The organism is Streptococcus timonensis (assembly GCF_047463455.1).
Taxonomy (GTDB): domain Bacteria; phylum Bacillota; class Bacilli; order Lactobacillales; family Streptococcaceae; genus Streptococcus; species Streptococcus timonensis_B.
Genome location: NZ_JASHDV010000001.1, coordinates 278,074 through 295,169, shown reverse-complemented (window position 1 = coordinate 295,169; position 17,096 = coordinate 278,074). Strand labels below are relative to the sequence as shown.

General features: G+C 38.0%; 17 protein-coding genes and 1 other annotated feature (1 of these 18 running past the window's edge). Of the genes, 16 read left to right on the top strand and 1 reads right to left on the bottom strand.

The features are described 5' to 3' along the window. Positions 1 to 5, top strand: a sequence feature (ribosomal protein L21 leader region) (it extends 83 nt beyond the left edge of the window). 36 nt (positions 6 to 41) lie between these two features. The 9 genes from rplU (at position 42) to QM847_RS01445 (ending at position 6,635) form a co-directional block, all read left to right on the top strand. Continuing rightward, positions 42 to 356, top strand: a complete 315-nt coding sequence (gene rplU / locus QM847_RS01485; protein WP_000109141.1) for a 50S ribosomal protein L21 — start codon at positions 42 to 44, stop codon at positions 354 to 356. Positions 357 to 371: 15 nt separating this feature from the next. After that, positions 372 to 716: a ribosomal-processing cysteine protease Prp gene (locus tag QM847_RS01480; RefSeq protein ID WP_000613699.1), complete on the top strand. Its 345-nt coding sequence runs from the start codon at positions 372 to 374 to the stop codon at positions 714 to 716. Positions 717 to 732: 16 nt separating this feature from the next. Next, on the top strand, positions 733 to 1,026 hold the full coding sequence (gene rpmA / locus QM847_RS01475) for a 50S ribosomal protein L27 (protein ID WP_000916509.1): 294 nt from the start codon (positions 733 to 735) through the stop codon (positions 1,024 to 1,026). Positions 1,027 to 1,239: 213 nt separating this feature from the next. Next, positions 1,240 to 2,499 (top strand): UDP-N-acetylglucosamine 1-carboxyvinyltransferase, encoded by a 1,260-nt coding sequence (locus QM847_RS01470; RefSeq protein WP_414353379.1) that lies wholly within the window; start codon positions 1,240 to 1,242, stop codon positions 2,497 to 2,499. Between the two features lie 15 nt (positions 2,500 to 2,514). After that, positions 2,515 to 3,066 (top strand): GNAT family N-acetyltransferase, encoded by a 552-nt coding sequence (locus QM847_RS01465; protein ID WP_414353378.1) that lies wholly within the window; start codon positions 2,515 to 2,517, stop codon positions 3,064 to 3,066. Continuing rightward, positions 3,059 to 4,336 carry a CBS-HotDog domain-containing transcription factor SpxR gene (gene spxR, locus QM847_RS01460; protein WP_414353377.1) on the top strand — a complete coding sequence of 426 codons (1,278 nt, stop codon included), beginning with the start codon at positions 3,059 to 3,061 and terminating at the stop codon, positions 4,334 to 4,336. The genes QM847_RS01465 and spxR overlap by 8 nt, the downstream gene beginning before the upstream one ends. 15 nt (positions 4,337 to 4,351) lie before the next feature. Further along, positions 4,352 to 5,212: a methionyl aminopeptidase gene (locus QM847_RS01455; protein ID WP_414353376.1), complete on the top strand. Its 861-nt coding sequence runs from the start codon at positions 4,352 to 4,354 to the stop codon at positions 5,210 to 5,212. A 122-nt stretch (positions 5,213 to 5,334) separates the two neighbouring features. Next, the gene (gene ccdA2 / locus QM847_RS01450; RefSeq protein ID WP_414353756.1) at positions 5,335 to 6,042 is read left to right on the top strand and encodes a thiol-disulfide oxidoreductase-associated membrane protein CcdA2; all 708 of its coding nucleotides are present in this window, start codon (positions 5,335 to 5,337) and stop codon (positions 6,040 to 6,042) included. Between the two features lie 11 nt (positions 6,043 to 6,053). Beyond that, complete coding sequence (locus QM847_RS01445; protein ID WP_414353375.1) at positions 6,054 to 6,635, top strand: TlpA family protein disulfide reductase; 582 nt, start codon at positions 6,054 to 6,056, stop codon at positions 6,633 to 6,635. Positions 6,636 to 6,692: 57 nt separating this feature from the next. On the opposite strand, the gene QM847_RS01440 is transcribed toward QM847_RS01445, so the two are convergent. Then, positions 6,693 to 7,679: an L-lactate dehydrogenase gene (locus tag QM847_RS01440; RefSeq protein WP_414353374.1), complete on the bottom strand. Its 987-nt coding sequence runs from the start codon at positions 7,677 to 7,679 to the stop codon at positions 6,693 to 6,695. A gap of 193 nt (positions 7,680 to 7,872) precedes the next feature. Between QM847_RS01440 and gyrA the strand changes: the two genes are divergently transcribed. The 7 genes from gyrA to QM847_RS01405 all read left to right on the top strand — a co-directional run bounded on the left by gyrA (position 7,873) and on the right by QM847_RS01405 (position 17,022). After that, complete coding sequence (gyrA, locus tag QM847_RS01435; RefSeq protein WP_269797801.1) at positions 7,873 to 10,341, top strand: DNA gyrase subunit A; 2,469 nt, start codon at positions 7,873 to 7,875, stop codon at positions 10,339 to 10,341. Next, positions 10,341 to 11,090 carry a class A sortase gene (locus QM847_RS01430; RefSeq protein WP_269797800.1) on the top strand — a complete coding sequence of 250 codons (750 nt, stop codon included), beginning with the start codon at positions 10,341 to 10,343 and terminating at the stop codon, positions 11,088 to 11,090. The genes gyrA and QM847_RS01430 overlap by 1 nt, the downstream gene beginning before the upstream one ends. A gap of 138 nt (positions 11,091 to 11,228) precedes the next feature. Continuing rightward, positions 11,229 to 12,305, top strand: a complete 1,077-nt coding sequence (locus QM847_RS01425; protein ID WP_414353373.1) for an aspartate-semialdehyde dehydrogenase — start codon at positions 11,229 to 11,231, stop codon at positions 12,303 to 12,305. Positions 12,306 to 12,444: 139 nt separating this feature from the next. Beyond that, entirely contained in the window at positions 12,445 to 13,380 is a 936-nt protein-coding gene (dapA, locus tag QM847_RS01420; RefSeq protein ID WP_414353372.1) for a 4-hydroxy-tetrahydrodipicolinate synthase, read from the top strand. A 103-nt stretch (positions 13,381 to 13,483) separates the two neighbouring features. Beyond that, a complete protein-coding gene (dprA, locus tag QM847_RS01415) occupies positions 13,484 to 14,347 on the top strand; it encodes a DNA-processing protein DprA (protein ID WP_414353371.1) in 864 nt (287 codons plus the stop codon). Positions 14,348 to 14,466: 119 nt separating this feature from the next. Then, positions 14,467 to 16,554 carry a type I DNA topoisomerase gene (gene topA, locus QM847_RS01410; protein ID WP_414353370.1) on the top strand — a complete coding sequence of 696 codons (2,088 nt, stop codon included), beginning with the start codon at positions 14,467 to 14,469 and terminating at the stop codon, positions 16,552 to 16,554. A gap of 108 nt (positions 16,555 to 16,662) precedes the next feature. Further along, entirely contained in the window at positions 16,663 to 17,022 is a 360-nt protein-coding gene (locus tag QM847_RS01405) for a YbaN family protein (RefSeq protein ID WP_142557079.1), read from the top strand. Positions 17,023 to 17,096 lie beyond the last annotated feature (74 nt).

The following is a 17,096-nucleotide window of genomic DNA, read 5'->3' as shown; positions in this document are numbered from 1 at the left end:
AAAATTACGGGGGAACCCCAAAAAATCATAGGAGGTGCATAATGAGCACATACGCAATTATCAAAACTGGCGGAAAACAAGTTAAAGTTGAAGTTGGTCAAGCAGTTTACGTTGAAAAATTGAACGTTGAAGCTGGTCAAGAAGTTACTTTTAACGAAGTTGTTCTTGTTGGTGGTGAAAACACTGTTGTCGGAACTCCACTTGTTGCTGGAGCTACTGTAGTTGGAACTGTTGAAAAACAAGGAAAACAAAAGAAAGTTGTTACTTACAAGTACAAACCTAAAAAAGGTAGCCACCGCAAACAAGGTCACCGTCAACCATATACTAAAGTTGTCATCAACGCAATCAACGCTTAATTTTAAGGAGAACGCATGATACAAGCAGTCTTTGAGAGAGCCGAAGATGGCGAGCTGAGGAGTGCGGAGATTACTGGACACGCCGAGAGTGGCGAATACGGCTTAGATGTCGTGTGTGCATCGGTTTCTACGCTTGCCATTAACTTTATCAATTCAATTGAAAAATTTGCAGGCTATGAACCAATCTTAGAATTAAACGAAGATGAAGGTGGCTATCTGATGGTTGAAATTCCAAAAGATCTTCCTTCACACCAGAGAGAAATGACTCAGTTATTCTTTGAATCATTTTTCTTAGGTATGGCAAACTTATCGGAGAACTCTTCTGAGTTCGTCCAAACCAGAGTTATCACAGAAAACTAACACGGAGGAAAACATTATGTTAAAAATGACTCTTAACAACTTGCAACTTTTCGCCCACAAAAAAGGTGGAGGTTCTACATCAAACGGACGTGATTCACAAGCTAAACGTCTTGGCGCTAAAGCAGCTGATGGACAAACTGTAACAGGTGGATCAATCCTTTACCGTCAACGTGGTACACACATCTATCCAGGTGTAAACGTTGGACGTGGTGGAGACGATACTTTGTTCGCTAAAGTTGAAGGCGTAGTACGTTTCGAACGTAAAGGTCGCGATAAGAAACAAGTTTCTGTTTACCCAATCGCAAAATAATCGCTCTATATACCATTAAATAAAGCTTTCCGATATTTTCGGGAAGCTTTTTTATGTATTATTAAAAAAATACTTTTTGTCTCAACATTATAAAAATCCAAGGTTATTATTTATTTTTAAGTATCTTAATTCTTCTATAGTAATGGCTAAAATATCAGATTTATGGTATAATGTAGGGTGAGACCTTGTTAATAATTTGTGAAAGAGTATATAATGAAAAAAATTATCATTAATGGAGGACGTCCATTAAAAGGTGAAATAACTATTAGTGGTGCTAAAAATAGTGTAGTAGCCCTAATTCCAGCTATTATCTTAGCTGATGATGTTGTAATCTTGGATTGTGTTCCTGATATCTCTGATGTGGCTAGTCTTATCGATATTATGGAAATCATGGGAGCTAGTGTAAAGCGTTATGAAGATGTAGTAGAAATCGATCCGCGTGGGGTTCAAAATAAACCAATGCCATATGGAAAGATTAATAGTCTTCGAGCATCGTATTATTTCTATGGTAGTCTTTTAGGACGATTCGGAGAAGCAACCGTTGGTTTACCTGGTGGTTGTGATCTTGGACCACGTCCGATTGACTTGCATCTAAAAGCATTTGAAGCTATGGGAGCTAAAACGACCTATGAGGGAGATAATATGAATCTCTCAACTCAAGGTGAACGTCTTCATGGAGCTCATATATACATGGATACTGTAAGTGTTGGGGCTACTATCAATACTCTGTTGGCTGCAGTCAAAGCTGATGGTCGCACAGTTATTGAAAATGCCGCACGTGAACCTGAGATTATCGATGTAGCTACCTTGCTTAATAATATGGGAGCTCATATTCGTGGTGCAGGAACTGATATTATAACTATTGAAGGTGTTGAACGTCTTCATGGGACACGCCATCAGGTAATCCCAGACCGTATTGAAGCCGGAACATATATCTCATTAGCCGCCGCGGTAGGTCAAGGAATTCAAATCAATAATGTTCTTTATGAGCACTTGGAAGGTTTTATCGCCAAATTAGAAGAGATGGGAGTGCGAATGACCGTTTCTGAAGATAGTATTTTTGTTGAAGAGCAAAAGAACTTGAAGGCGGTAAATATTAAAACAGCCCCATATCCAGGATTTGCTACGGATCTTCAACAACCTATCACACCTTTGTTGTTGAAAGCCGAAGGTCGTGGTAAGCTAATTGATACAATTTATGAAAAACGTGTAAACCATGTTTTTGAGTTGGCTAAGATGAATGCTGATATCTCAACAACAAATGATCATATCCTTTACAAGGGTGGCAATCAATTGCATGGAGCGAGCGTAAAAGCTACAGACCTACGTGCTGGAGCTGCTTTAGTGATTGCTGGACTAATGGCAGAGGGTAGAACAGAAATTACAAATGTTGAGTTTATTTTAAGAGGCTACTCAAATATTATTGATAAATTACGTAATCTTGGAGCAGATATTGAACTAATCGAGGACTAGTATTAGAGAATTAAAATGAATATCTGGACAAAACTAGCTATGTTTTCTTTTTATGAGACGGAACGATTAATCCTCCGTCCCTTCTTTTTTACCGATGTTTATGATTTTCACAACATAGCATCAGATTCTGAGAATCTTCAATTTATTTTTCCAGCCCAAGCTAGTATTGAAGAAAGTCAATATGCCCTTGCTAATTATTTTATGAAATCTCCTCTAGGTATTTGGGCGATTTGTGATAAAAAGCAAGAAAAAATGATCGGTTCTATCAAGTTTGAAAAAATTGATGAGATAAAAAGAGAAGCTGAACTAGGATATTTTTTAAAAAAAGAGTACTGGTCACAAGGTTATATGACTGAAGTGGTAACGAATATACGTGATTTATCAATAGAAGAGCTTGGTTTAAAACAACTATCTATTATAACGCATTTAGAAAATAGTGCTAGTCAGAAAGTCGCTCAAAAATCTGGTTTTAAACTCTACCGACGTTTTAAAGGAAGTGATCGATATAGCCGTAAGATGAGAGATTATCTTGAATTTCGTTATGCAAAAGGAGAACTAAGTGAGTAAACATCAGGAAATTTTATCTTATCTAGAAGAATTACCGGTTGGAAAACGTGTAAGTGTTCGTAGTATATCTAATCACTTAGGGGTAAGTGATGGAACGGCTTATCGAGCAATTAAAGAGGCTGAAAATAGAGGCTTGGTAGAGACACGTCCCCGTAGTGGAACGATACGTATTAAATCTCAAAAAGTTTCAATTGAAAGACTAACTTATGCTGAAATTGCAGAGGTTACGGGTTCTGATGTGATGGCTGGTCGGGATGGATTAGATAGAGAATTTAGTAAATTTTCTATTGGTGCTATGACTGAAGATAACATTCTTTCCTATCTTCATGATGGAGGCCTTTTGATTGTCGGGGACCGAACTCAAATTCAAATGTTAGCACTTGAAAATGAGAATGCCGTTTTGGTTACGGGTGGATTTGAGATAAATGAAAATGTACTCAAGTTAGCCAATAAAAAGAATATACCTGTTTTGCGCAGTAAACATGATACCTTTACAATCGCGACGATGATCAACCGTGCTTTGTCTAATGTTCAGATAAAAACAGATATTTTAACAGTCGAAAAAATTTACCGAACTTCTCATGAGTATGGTTATCTACATGAGACTGATACCGTTAAAGATTATTTAGATCTTGTTCGTAAGAACAGAAGTAGCCGATTCCCAGTGGTGAATAAAGATCAAGTCGTGGTTGGGGTTATGACTATGCGTGATGCAGCAGATCAGTCGCCTGGAACAACTCTTGACAAGACTATGACTCGAACCGTTTATATGACAGGTCTTTCTACGAATATTGCAAACATTAGTCAACGCATGATTGCAGAAGATTTTGAAATGGTTCCTGTAGTTCGTAGTAATCATACACTACTTGGTGTTGTTACTCGAAGAGATGTTATGGATAAGATGAGTCGTTCTCAAATTTCAGCCTTACCAACATTTTCAGAGCAGATTGGTCAAAAATTGTCCTACCATCATGATGAAGTGGTCATTACTGTAGAACCATTCATGTTGGATAAAAATGGTGTTCTTGCTAATGGAGTGCTGTCAGAAATTTTGACTTTGATGACTCAAAACTTAGTTGTTAATAGTGGAAGAAATCTGATCATTGAACAAATGCTTATCTATTTCTTGCATGCTGTTCAGATTGATGATGTTTTACGTATTCAGGCCAGAATTATCCATCACACTAGACGTTCTGCCATTATTGATTATGACCTTTATTTGAATCAACAAATAGTAGCAAAAGCTAATGTAACAGTAAAAATTAACTAGAATGTAGGAGAAAACATGATTACTTTAAAATCAGCAAGAGAAATCGAAGCAATGGATAAGGCTGGTGATTTTCTTGCCAGTATTCATATCGGCTTGCGTGATTTAATCAAGCCTGGCGTCGATATGTGGGAAGTTGAGGAGTATGTTCGTCGTCGTTGTAAAGAGGAGAACTTTCTGCCATTACAAATCGGTGTAGATGGTGCTATTATGGATTATCCATATGCTACCTGTTGTTCTCTTAATGATGAGGTTGCACATGCTTTTCCTAGACATTACATCCTTAAAGAAGGTGATTTGCTTAAGGTTGATATGGTCTTGGGAGGACCAATTTCTAAGAGTGACCTTGATGTCTCTAAGTTAAACTTTAATAATGTCCAGCAAGTAAAAAAATATACTCAAAACTTTACTGGTGGCTTGGCTGATTCTTGTTGGGCCTATGCTGTAGGTACACCTTCTGAAAAGGTTAAAAACCTTATGGATGTTACCAAAGAAGCTATGTACAAAGGTATTGAAAAAGCAGTTGTAGGCAATCGTATTGGTGATATCGGAGCGGCGATTCAAGAATACGCTGAAAGTCGTGGTTACGGAGTTGTTCGTGACCTCGTTGGGCATGGTGTTGGTCCAACAATGCACGAAGAACCAATGGTACCAAACTATGGCGTCGCTGGACGTGGTCTTAGACTTCGAGAGGGAATGGTTTTAACAATTGAGCCTATGATCAATACAGGTGATTGGGAAATCGATACAGATATGAAAACAGGTTGGGCTCATAAAACGATTGACGGTGGTCTATCATGCCAGTATGAGCACCAATTCGTTATTACAAAAGATGGTCCGGTTATCTTAACTAGTCAAGGTGAAGAAGGTACTTACTAATACATGAAAAAGGAGCATGTCTCCTTTTTATTTTTTTCTAAAAAAGTAGCGTAGCAAAATCAAGAATTATTATATTATTTGTAGTAGAATATAAGATGATTCATAAGAAAGAAGGTATTCAATTGGAAAGTATTTTATTTTTTGTATCTGTTTTTTTAGCAGGTGTGTTATCGTTCTTCTCGCCGTGTATATTCCCTTTATTACCAGTCTATACAGGTATACTATTAGATAATGATAGCCAATCAAAAACATTTCGCTTTTTTGGAAGAGATGTTGCTTGGTCTGGTCTAATTAGTACACTATCCTTTATTGCTGGTATCTCAGTGATATTCTTTATTTTAGGATTTGGAGCTGGTTTCTTAGGTAATTTACTCTATACTGATTGGTTCCGTTATGCTATGGGAGCTATCATTATCATATTAGGATTACATCAGATGGAAGTAGTTCATTTTAAAAAGTTAGAGGTTCAAAAAAGTTTTAATGTTAACAGAAAACAGTCAAATCGTTATTTGTCAGCCTTTCTACTTGGTATAACTTTTAGCTTTGGATGGACACCTTGTATTGGTCCAGTTTTAAGTTCAGTTCTTGCTCTTGCGGCATCAGGAGGAAATGGAGCTCTTCAAGGCGCTATTTTGACTTTAGTTTATACTCTAGGGATGTCATTACCATTTTTAATATTAGCCTTGGCTTCCGGTTTCGTCATGCCCTATTTCAGTAAAATCAAACCTCGTTTAATCTTACTTAAGAAAATTGGAGGTTTTCTTATCATACTGATGGGAATTCTATTAATGTTAGGACAGTTAAATAGTTTATCTGGTATATTTGGTTAAAGGAGTTTAATATGAAAAAATTAGCATATATAGCAATTAGTTTCTTGTCTATTTTTCTTTTGATAGCTTGTGGCAATGAGCAAAGTAAAGAAAATAAAGAGTCTCAAAGCCAGACTCAAAGTAAGCAGCAAACAAGTAAGACACAAACAACTATACAGCAAGTAGCTGTAGGGCAAGAAGCACCAGACTTTACCTTGCAATCCATGGATGGTAAAGAAGTAAAATTGTCTGACTACAGAGGTAAAAAAGTCTATCTTAAATTCTGGGCATCTTGGTGTGGTCCTTGCCGTAAAAGTATGCCAGAATTAATGGAACTTGCTGCTAAAGAAGATCGTGATTTTGAGATTCTAACTGTTATAGCACCAGGTTTACAAGGCGAAAAATCTGTCGAGCAATTTCCGAAATGGTATCAAGAACAAGGATATAAGGACATACCAGTCTTGTATGATACGCAAGGAGCAACTTTCCAAGCCTATCAAATTAGAAGTATTCCTACAGAATTCTTAATTGATTCTCAAGGAAAAATTGGGAAAATCCAGCTTGGAGCCATTAGTAATGCTGATGCAGAAAAAGCATTTTCTGAAATGGAATAAAATAGCAAAACAAAAACTGCCTAGACTATTTGTCTAGACAGTTTTTTAATGACTTAATTAGTTTTTAGAAGCTGCTTGGAATTCTGGGTTTTTCCATGCTTCGTTAATAATTTCTTGCAATTCTTTTGCAGACGCTTGCATTTTTTGTGTTTCAGCATCGTTCAATGGGATGTTAACTGGACGTACGATACCGTGTGCACCAACGATAGCAGGTTGACCGATAAAGACGTTTTCAACACCGTATTGACCTTCTTGGAATACTGAAAGTGGAAGTACTGCATTTTCATCATCAAGAATGGCACGAGTAATACGAGCAAGGGCAACGGCGATACCATAGTAAGTAGCACCTTTCTTGTTGATGATTGAGTAAGCAGCATCACGTACAGAGATGAAGAGATCTACAAGGTCAGCTTCGTTCAAGTCACGGTTTGCTTGCAACCATTGTTCCAATTTAACACCGGCAACGTTAGCGTGTGACCAAACGGCAAACTCTGAGTCACCGTGTTCACCCATGATGTAGGCGTGAACTGAACGTGCATCAACACCGATTGTTTCAGCAAGAGCTTGACGGAAACGAGCTGAGTCAAGTGAAGTACCTGAACCGATAACACGTTCTTTAGGGAAACCTGAGAATTTCCATGTTGAGTAAGTCAAGACGTCAACTGGGTTAGCCGCAACAAGGAAGATACCGTCAAATCCAGACGCAACAACTTGTTCAACGATTGATTTGTTGATAGCAAGGTTTTTACCAACAAGATCAAGACGAGTTTCACCTGGTTTTTGTGGAGCACCAGCAGTGATAACTACAAGGTCCGCATCTGCACAGTCTTCGTACTTAGCTGCATAGATTTTTTTAGGTGAAGTAAAAGCTAGGGCGTGGCTAAGGTCTTCAGCATCACCAACTGCTTTTTCAAACAATTGAGGAATTTCAATGATACCAAGTTCTTGTGCAATCCCTTGTGTTACGAGGGCAAAAGCATAAGATGAACCTACGGCACCGTCACCGACTAGGATAACTTTTTTGTGTTGTTTAGTTGCTGTCATTTGTCTAAACATCTCCTTTTTTTTATTTAGGGGTACCCCATTTGATTTCATTCTATCACTTTTGTTAAGCTTTGTCACGGATATACCTTCTAGATAAACATGTAAACGTTTTACACGTGTTGCCAGACTGTAAAATAGTCTAAACTATGGTATAATATATGTAATTACTAATAGTGAAACGAGGCATTTGTTAATGCAAGATAAAAATTTAGTGAATGTCAATCTGACCAAGGAGATGAAGACCAGCTTTATCGATTATGCTATGAGTGTTATCGTATCGCGGGCTCTTCCTGATGTCCGAGATGGGTTAAAGCCTGTTCATCGCCGTATTTTATATGGTATGAATGAATTGGGAGTTACGCCTGACAAACCTCATAAGAAATCTGCTCGTATTACCGGGGATGTCATGGGTAAATACCATCCGCATGGCGATTCTTCAATTTACGAAGCGATGGTTCGTATGGCTCAATGGTGGAGCTATCGCTATATGCTTGTTGATGGACATGGAAACTTTGGTTCTATGGATGGTGATGGTGCCGCTGCCCAACGTTATACTGAAGCTCGTATGAGCAAAATTGCACTTGAAATGCTTCGAGATATCAATAAAAATACTGTTGATTTTGTTGATAACTATGATGCCAATGAACGTGAACCGATGGTGCTGCCAGCACGCTTTCCAAATCTTTTAGTTAATGGTGCTACAGGTATTGCTGTTGGTATGGCAACAAATATTCCGCCACATAACTTGGGTGAAACCATTGATGCTGTTAAGTTGGTTATGGACAATCCAGAAGTTACCACCAAAGATTTGATGGAAGTTTTACCTGGGCCAGACTTCCCAACGGGAGCCCTAGTCATGGGTAGGTCTGGTATCCATAAGGCTTATGAAACTGGTAAAGGTTCGATTGTTCTTCGTTCTCGTACTGAAATTGAGGAAACAAAAACTGGTCGTGAGCGTATTGTTGTTACGGAATTCCCGTATATGGTTAATAAGACTAAAGTTCATGAGCATATTGTGCGCTTAGTTCAGGAAAAACGTATCGATGGCATTACAGCTGTTCGTGATGAATCTAACCGTGAGGGTGTCCGCTTTGTTATAGAAGTTAGACGTGACGCATCGGCTAACGTTATTTTGAATAACCTATTCAAGATGACTCAGATGCAGACTAGCTTTGGTTTTAATATGCTTGCCATCCAAAATGGTGTTCCAAAGATTTTATCTCTTCGTCAAATGTTGGATGCTTATATTGAGCACCAAAAAGAGGTTGTGACTCGCCGTACTCAATTTGATAAAGAAAAAGCTGAGGCACGCGCCCACATTTTAGAAGGTCTCTTGATTGCTTTGGATCACATTGACGAAGTCATTCGTATCATCCGTGCAAGTGAAACTGACCAAGAAGCGCAAGCAGAATTGATGAGCAAGTTCAAGCTTTCTGAGCGTCAAAGTCAAGCTATTCTTGATATGCGTCTACGTCGCTTGACAGGTTTGGAACGTGATAAGATTCAATCAGAATATGATGAGTTGATTGCTTTGATTGCCGACTTAGCAGATATTCTTGCAAAACCAGAACGTGTGGCCCAAATTATCAAAGAAGAACTTGATGAAGTGAAGCGCAAATTTGCTGATAAACGTCGTACAGAGTTGATGGTGGGTGAAGTCTTGACTCTCGAAGATGAAGATTTGATCGAAGAGACAGATGTTTTGATTACTCTATCAAATAAAGGTTATATCAAACGTTTAGATCAAGACGCATTTACTGCCCAAAAACGTGGTGGACGTGGCGTTCAGGGAACTGGAGTCAAGGATGATGACTTTGTCAGGGAGTTAGTTTCGACCAGCACTCATGATCACCTGCTCTTCTTTACTAATAAAGGTCGTGTCTACCGACTTAAGGGGTATGAAATTCCTGAATACGGTCGTACAGCTAAAGGATTGCCTGTTGTAAACCTATTGAAACTGGATGAAGGTGAAAGCATCCAAACTATCATTAATGTCGAATCAGAACGTAGTGATGATGCATATCTCTTCTTTACTACAAGAGCTGGTATCGTTAAGAGAACCAGTGTTAAAGAATTTGCAAATATCCGACAAAATGGTCTTAAGGCTTTGAATCTTAAGGAAGATGATGAGTTAATCAATGTTCTGTTGACTGAAAAAGATACAGATATCATTATTGGTACTAAATTGGGATATGCAGTTCGTTTCAACCAATCGACCGTTCGTAGTATGAGTCGTAGTGCCACAGGTGTTAAAGGAGTAAATCTCCGTGAAGGTGACACAGTCGTCGGTGCTAGAGTTATTACTGACCAAGATGAGGTTCTAATCATTACCGAAAAAGGTTATGGTAAACGTACAGTTGCTACGGAGTATCCAACTAAAGGCCGTGCTGGTAAAGGTATGAAAACTGCTAACGTCGTTGAGAAAAATGGTCCACTAGCAGGTCTTCTAACAGTTAAAGGCGATGAGGACCTAATGATTATTACTGACACAGGTGTCATGATTCGTACCAATGTCGCCAATATCTCTCAAACTGGACGTTCTACTATGGGTGTAAAAGTCATGCGTCTGGACGATAATGCTAAGATTGTGACCTTTACAAGTGTTGCTGCAGCGGAGAAGGAAGAAGTTGGGGCAGAAAACGAAACAGAAAGTGAAGAATAATGTCTCGTAAAAGAATTAAAAGAAACAAAAAGAATCGTAAAAATTTATTCATCAATATTTTAGCTTCGTTCCTCATTCTCATTTCCTTGGCTTTGATTTTTAACTCACAAATTAGAAATATCTTTATGATATGGAATACAAATAAATATCAAGTTAGCCAAGTTTCGAAAGAGAAACTTGAAGAAAATGAGGGAGCAGATGGGAATTTCGATTTTAATTCAGTAAAAGCTATCTCATCAGAAGCTGTGTTAGCTGCTCAATGGGAGGCACAGCAACTTCCAGTTATTGGGGGAATTGCAATTCCTGAGCTAGAGCTTAATCTACCAATTTTTAAAGGTTTAAATAACATTAATCTCTATTATGGAGCTGGTACTATGAAGCCTGACCAAGTAATGGGACAAGGTAACTATTCACTAGCCAGTCACCACGTTTTTTCAACTAAAAATGCAGAGAATATGCTTTTTTCTCCTTTAGATCGTGCTGAAAAGGGAATGAAAATTTATCTAACTGATAAAGATAAAGTGTACTCATATGAAATTACTGAAGTTAAACGTGTGACACCTGATCGTGTTGATGAAATTCAGGATCGTGAGGGTATCGATGAGATTACTTTAGTAACTTGTGTGGATTATGATGCCGCTGAAAGAATCATTGTTAAAGGAATTTTATCAGAAACTAAATCATATGCAGAAACATCATCTGATGTTTTAGATGCATTCAATAAACCATATAAACAATTTTCTCTATAGAAAGAGGTCTGCAGAATAATGCAGACCTTTTCTTTTAGTTTTCAGAAATGTGTCCAAAAAATACTTTTCATTTTTCTTAAAAAGTAGTATAATGTTCATATTATAGAAATTTTTAGAAAATTCCGAAAGAGGTTCATTATGGGATATACAGTTGCTGTAGTTGGTGCAACAGGTGCCGTTGGTGCTCAAATGATTAAAATGTTGGAAGAATCTTCGCTTCCGATTGAAAAGATTCGTTTTCTTGCGTCTGCTCGTTCAGCAGGAAAAGTTTTGAAGTTTAAAGATCAAGATGTTACGATTGAGGAAACAACTGAAACAGCCTTTGGAGGCGTTGATATCGCTCTTTTCTCAGCTGGTGGGTCAACTTCGGCTAAATATGCACCCTATGCAGTAAAAGCTGGTGCGGTAGTAGTAGATAATACTTCTTACTTCCGTCAAAATCCAGATGTACCATTGGTTGTTCCTGAAGTAAATGCTCACGCGCTTGACGCTCATAATGGTATTATTGCCTGCCCTAACTGTTCAACTATCCAAATGATGGTAGCTCTTGAACCAGTTCGTCAAAAATGGGGCTTAGATCGTATTATCGTTTCAACTTATCAAGCTGTTTCAGGTGCAGGTATGGGAGCCATTCTTGAGACACAACGTGAATTGCGTGAAGTCTTGAATGATGGTGTAAATCCACGTGATTTGCATGCGGAAATTTTGCCATCAGGTGGCGATAAGAAACACTATCCAATTGCTTTTAACGCTCTACCTCAAATTGATCTCTTCACAGAAAATGATTACACATACGAAGAGATGAAGATGACCAAGGAAACTAAGAAGATTATGGAAGACGATAGTATTGCTGTTTCAGCAACTTGTGTGCGTATTCCAGTTTTATCAGCTCACTCAGAGTCTGTTTACATTGAAACAAAAGAAGTTGCTCCTATCGATGAAGTAAAAGCTGCTATCGCAAGCTTCCCAGGTGCAGTTTTAGAGGATGACGTAGCAAATCAAATTTATCCTCAAGCTATTAATGCTGTTGGTTCTCGTGATACCTTTGTTGGTCGTATCCGCAAAGATTTGGATGCTGAAAAAGGTATTCATATGTGGGTGGTATCTGATAACCTTCTCAAAGGTGCTGCTTGGAACTCAGTTCAGATTGCTGAAACATTGCATGAACGTGGTTTGGTTCGTCCAACTGCAGAATTAAAATTTGAATTGAAATAGGGAGCAAAACAGAAATCAGTAACTCTCAGAGTTTGATTTCTCCTTCGCTATCTGGCGAGTCTACTTATTTTACGAACAGAACAGGAGGCAAAGGCAAGTATGCCCCAGCCTCTTTCTTATATAGAGAAAGGTATTTCCTATGTCTTATCAAGATTTAAAAGAATGTAAAATTATTACAGCCTTTATAACTCCCTTTCATTCCGATGGTTCAATCAATTTTGACGCTATTCCAGAGCTAATTGAACATTTATTGGCCCATCATACTGATGGAATTCTACTAGCAGGGACAACTGCTGAAAGCCCGACTCTTACCCACGATGAGGAGCTGGAACTTTTTGCAGCAGTACAAAAAGTAGTCAAAGGACGGGTTCCTTTGATTGCTGGTATTGGTACTAATGATACGCGAGACTCTATTGAGTTCGTTAAAGAGGTAGCTGAATTTGGTGGATTTGCAGCGGGACTAGCAATTGTTCCTTACTACAATAAACCATCACAAGAAGGGATGTACCAACACTTTAAAGCTATTGCAGATGCATCGGATTTACCAATTATCCTCTATAATATTCCAGGTCGTGTAGTTGTTGAGTTAACTCCTGAAACCATGCTCCGTTTGGCTGAACACCCAAATATTATCGGTGTTAAAGAATGTACTAGTCTGGCGAATATGGCCTACTTGATAGAGCATAAGCCAGAAGAGTTCTTGATCTATACTGGAGAAGACGGAGAGGCCTTCCATGCTATGAACCTTGGCGCTGACGGGGTTATCTCAGTTGCATCACATACAAATGGTGATGAGATGCATGAAATGTTTATAGCTATAGCTGAAAGTGACATAAAAAAAGCAGCTGCTATTCAAAGACAATTTATCCCCAAAGTTAATGCCCTCTTCTCATATCCAAGTCCAGCACCTGTTAAGGCTGTTCTCAATTACATGGGCTTTGCAGCTGGTCCGACTCGATTGCCATTAGTGCCTGCACCTGAAGAAGATGCTAAGCGGATTATCAAAGTTGTTATCGATGGTGACTATGAAGCGACTAAAGCAACTGTAACTGGTGTCCTTCGTCCAGATTATTAATAAATCAATATCTTTATTAACTTCCTTAACAAAAATTATTTGTTGAGGAAGTTTTTTCTTTTTTTACGAATGTATAGATGAGTAGGATAAGTAAGGAGACAATATGAAGATTAAAATCGATAATTTTGAAATTTACAAGTTAAAGAAAGCTGGTTTAACAAATCTGCAGGTACTTAAGGTGCTTCAATTTGGAGAAGTTTACGATCAAGAATTGACCTTAGAAACCATAGCAGAAGCATCAGAGTGTCGAAATCCAGTGGTTTTTATGGAGCGTTATCATAAATTGACCTTTGAAAGCATGGAAAAATTAAAAAAGGATTTTGAAAAATTTCCATCATTCTCCATTTTAGATGACGTCTATCCTTTTTATCTTTGTGAGATATATGATGCCCCGGTCTTGCTCTTTTATAAGGGGGACTTAAATCTATTAAAGCTACCGAAAGTAGCAGTTGTAGGTAGTCGCTCTTGTAGTCAACTTGGAACAAAATCTGTAGGAAAAGTTATTCAAGGACTAGAAAATGAATTGGTTATCGTTAGTGGTCTAGCCAGAGGAATAGATACAGCAGCTCATATGTCTATTTTACAAAATGGAGGCAAAACCATTGCAGTTATTGGTACAGGACTGGATGTTTCTTATCCAAAATCAAATAAACGTTTGCAAAATTATATTGGAGAACACCATTTGCTCCTAAGCGAATACGGGCCTGGTGAAGAACCTTTAAAATATCATTTCCCAGCAAGAAATCGTATTATAGCTGGCTTATGCAGAGGAGTAATTGTTGCAGAAGCAAAGATGAGGTCAGGAAGTTTGATTACTTGTGAACGTGCAATGGAAGAAGGTAGAGATGTCTTTGCTATACCCGGTAGTATTTTAGACGGTCGTTCAGACGGTTGTCATCATTTAATCCAAGAAGGGGCAAAACTCATTACGAGTGGACAAGATGTCTTATCAGAATTTGAATTTTAGAATCAAATAAGATTTAATTTATCAAACTTTTCTTCTTTATTATGGGAGTTAAGTCTTGACAGTCCCTCAAAAATGGTTTACACTTTATAAAGTTTATTACTTTGAAAAGGTGTGATACTGTGGCTACGGCAACAAAAAAGAAAAAATCAACAAGTAAAAAAAATCTTGTAATCGTGGAGTCGCCTGCTAAGGCTAAAACGATTGAAAAATATCTAGGACGTAATTATAAGGTTTTAGCCAGCGTCGGACATATTCGTGATTTGAAAAAATCCAGTATGTCAGTTGATGTGGAAAATAATTACGAACCTCAATACATCAATATTCGTGGGAAAGGTCCTCTCATCAATGATTTGAAAAAAGAAGCTAAGAAAGCCAATAAAGTCTTTCTGGCGAGTGACCCGGACCGAGAAGGAGAAGCTATTTCATGGCATTTAGCGCATATTTTAGATCTTGACGAGAATGATACCAACCGTGTTGTTTTCAACGAGATTACCAAAGATGCAGTGAAAAATGCCTTTAAAGAACCTCGTAAAATCAATATGGATTTGGTCGATGCCCAACAAGCCCGTCGTGTTTTGGATCGTTTAGTAGGGTACTCAATTTCACCAATTCTTTGGAAAAAAGTTAAAAAAGGCTTATCGGCAGGACGTGTTCAGTCTGTTGCTTTAAAGCTAATCATTGATCGCGAAAATGAAATCAATGCCTTCCAACCAGAAGAATATTGGACGATTGATGGTGTCTTTAAAAAAGGTACCAAGCAGTTCCAAGCTTCTTTCTATGGTATGAATGGGAAGAAGATGAAGTTAGCAACTAATGAAAAGGTAAAAGAAGTTTTATCTTATCTTACTAGCAAAGACTTCACAGTGGAACAGGTAGATAAAAAAGAGCGTAAACGTAACGCTCCGCTTCCTTATACAACATCAACCATGCAGATGGATGCGGCAAATAAGATTAACTTCCGTACTCGTAAGACCATGATGGTTGCCCAACAGCTCTATGAGGGGATTAATATTGGTACGGGTGTACAAGGTTTGATTACATACATGCGTACGGACTCAACTCGTATCAGTCCAGTTGCCCAAAATGAAGCAGCAAGCTATATTAATGAACGTTTTGGTAGCAAGTACTCTAAGCATGGAAGTAAGGTAAAAAATGCTTCTGGTGCTCAAGATGCCCATGAAGCTATCCGCCCATCAAGTGTCTTTAACACGCCGGAAAAAATTGCTAAGTACTTGGATAAAGACCAGCTCAAACTCTATACGCTTATCTGGAATCGTTTTGTAGCGAGTCAGATGACGGGTGCTATCTTTGATACAATGGCGGTTAAGCTCTCTCAAAATGGCGTTCAATTTGCAGCAAATGGTAGTCAGGTTAAGTTTGATGGTTATTTGGCGATCTACAACGATTCTGATAAGAATAAGATGTTGCCAGATATGAAAGTGGGAGATCTTGTTAAACAGGTCAATAGCAAACCGGAACAACATTTCACACAACCGCCTGCACGATATTCTGAGGCCACTTTGATTAAGACCTTGGAAGAAAATGGAGTTGGACGTCCATCAACTTATGCACCAACTATCGAAACAATCCAAAAGCGTTATTATGTGAGATTGGCTTCAAAACGTTTCGAACCTACTGAGTTGGGAGAAGTAGTTAACAAATTGATTGTCGAGTACTTCCCTGATATTGTCAATGTAACTTTTACCGCTGAAATGGAAAGAAAACTAGACGATGTCGAAGTTGGTAAAGAAGAATGGCAGAAAGTAATCGATGAATTTTACAAACCTTTCTCAAAAGAAGTCGCAAAAGCTGAAGAAGAAATGGAAAAAATTCAGATTAAGGATGAACCTGCTGGATTTAATTGTGAAGTTTGTGGAAGTCCAATGGTGATTAAGCTTGGACGTTTCGGTAAATTCTACGCATGTAGTAACTTCCCAGATTGCCGCCATACACAAGCAATTGTAAAAGAAATTGGGGTAACTTGTCCTAACTGTCATCAAGGTCAAATCATCGAACGTAAAACCAAACGTAATCGTCTCTTCTATGGATGCAATCGATATCCAGAATGTGAATTTACTTCTTGGGATAAGCCTGTTGGGCGTGATTGTCCAAAATGCGGTAATTTCCTCATGGAGAAAAAAATCCGTGGTGGTGGCAAACAAGTAGTTTGTAGCAATGGGGATTACGAAGAAGAAAAAATCAAATAAAAATAATAAGGACTGAAATAAAAATTTCAGTCCTTTTAAGTTAAAACTTGACAGATCTCATCTCTTTATGGCAAACTAAAATAACAAAATTTATAACTAGGAAAAGATATGCGTATTATTTATCTCAGTATTGGATTTATCTCTTTAGCCTTGGCCATAGTTGGTGTAGCCTTGCCCTTATTACCTACAACTCCTTTTCTCTTATTGTCGATTGCTTGTTTTTCAAAATCTTCTAAGCGATTTGAAGACTGGCTCTATCATACCAAGCTCTATCAAACTTATGTTGCGGATTTTAGAGAAACCAAGTCCATTGCGCGTGAACGCAAGAAGAAAATTATCATTTCGATTTATATCTTGATGGGTATCTCCATCTACTTTGCTCCCCTTTTGCTTGTTAAAGTCGCGTTAGGTTGCTTAACGGTATTCATAACTTATTACCTCTTTAAGGTAATTCCAGATAAAGAATAACATAAAAAGTAATTATTTCCCTTGATAAAAAACAGGGATTACTCAGATTAATATGATATAATAAATTCAAAGAA